Source organism: Sphingobium limneticum, assembly GCF_008710155.1.
Taxonomy (GTDB): Bacteria; Pseudomonadota; Alphaproteobacteria; order Sphingomonadales; family Sphingomonadaceae; genus Sphingobium; species Sphingobium limneticum.
The window spans coordinates 1-1230 of sequence record NZ_VYPZ01000091.1 but is presented as its reverse complement, the minus strand read 5'-3'; the positions used below and the strand labels follow the sequence as shown (position 1 = coordinate 1230).

The window sequence follows — 1230 nt, the reverse complement described above, 5'->3', positions numbered from 1 at the left end:
CGGTGGGTTCAACGGGTGGCGGCAACACTTTAATCTTTTGAGTAAGATGGAGTGTCACGATGAAGCAGCGTCGTCGGATATATTACACGGCCAGCCAGCGAGCGGAGATATGGGATCGTTGGCAGCGCGGGGAGTCGATGAGTTCGATTGGACGCAGGTTTGATCGAGAGTCATCGTCGGTATTTTCGGTGATTTCGCCGACTGGCGGTATCCGGCCCGCCGATCGCAAGCGTGGCAGCCTTGCGCTGAGCCTTGCCGAGCGGGAGGAGATATCGCGAGGCCTGAGCGTCAGCGAACCCTTGCGTGCGATAGCACGGCGACTGGGCCGCGCGCCCTCGACGATTAGTCGGGAAGTCAGGCGCAATGGCGGCCTCGCGCGGTATCGCGCCACGACATCCGACCAGGCAGCATGGGATCGCGCCTTGCGTCCCAAGCCCTGCAAGCTGGCTTGCTCGCCGCCACTGGCCCGGGCAGTATCGGCCAAGCTGCGCCGCAAATGGTCACCTGAACAGATTGCGGGGTGGCTCAGGCGCAGCTTTCCGCAGGAGCCGCACAGGCAAGTGTCGCACGAAACCATCTACAGAAGCCTGTACATACAGGCGCGGGGCGTTCTGAAGAAGGAACTGCTGGAGCATCTGCGCGCCCGGCGCACCATCCGCAGATCCCGGCACGCCAGCCTCAAGCGCAATGGCCTCGGCCAGATCAAGGATGCCGTGTCGATCAGCGAGCGCCCCGCGTCGGTCGAGGACCGCGCCATTCCCGGTCACTGGGAAGGCGATCTGATCGGCGGCACGAAGAACAGCTACATCGCAACGCTCGTCGAACGGCATTCGCGCTATGTGATGCTGGTCAAGGTCGCCAACAAGGATACAAGGAGCGTCGTGTCGGCGCTGATCAGGCAGACGCAGCGCCTGCCGCGCGAACTCTACAAGTCGCTTACCTGGGACCGCGGCAAGGAAATGGCCGATCATCCACGCCTCTCGCTGGCTACCGATGTCGAAGTCTATTTCTGTGACCCGCAATCGCCTTGGCAGCGAGGATCCAACGAAAACACCAATCGCCTGCTAAGACAATATTTCCCTAGAGGAACCGATCTGTCGCTATACAGCCAGGCCAAACTGAGTGCCGTTGCCCGGCAACTCAACGAACGACCCAGGAAAACGCTCGAGTACCAAACGCCTGCAGAGCGCTTCCAAGCTTGTGTTGCCACCACCCGTTGAACCCACCACC

At 61.3% G+C, this 1230-nt stretch carries 1 protein-coding gene; it reads left to right on the top strand.

Features of this window, described 5'->3' with window-relative positions; translation table 11 throughout:
- Positions 1-59: 59 nt before the first annotated feature.
- Entirely contained in the window at positions 60-1220 is a 1161-nt protein-coding gene (locus F4U94_RS24075) for an IS30 family transposase (protein WP_120250580.1), read from the top strand.
- The last annotated feature ends 10 nt before the right edge of the window (positions 1221-1230 follow it).

Coding starts and splice junctions, on each gene's coding strand:
- F4U94_RS24075 (WP_120250580.1), top strand. CDS start 60: ATGAAGCAGCGTCGTCGGATATATTACACGGCCAGCCAGCGAGCGGAG.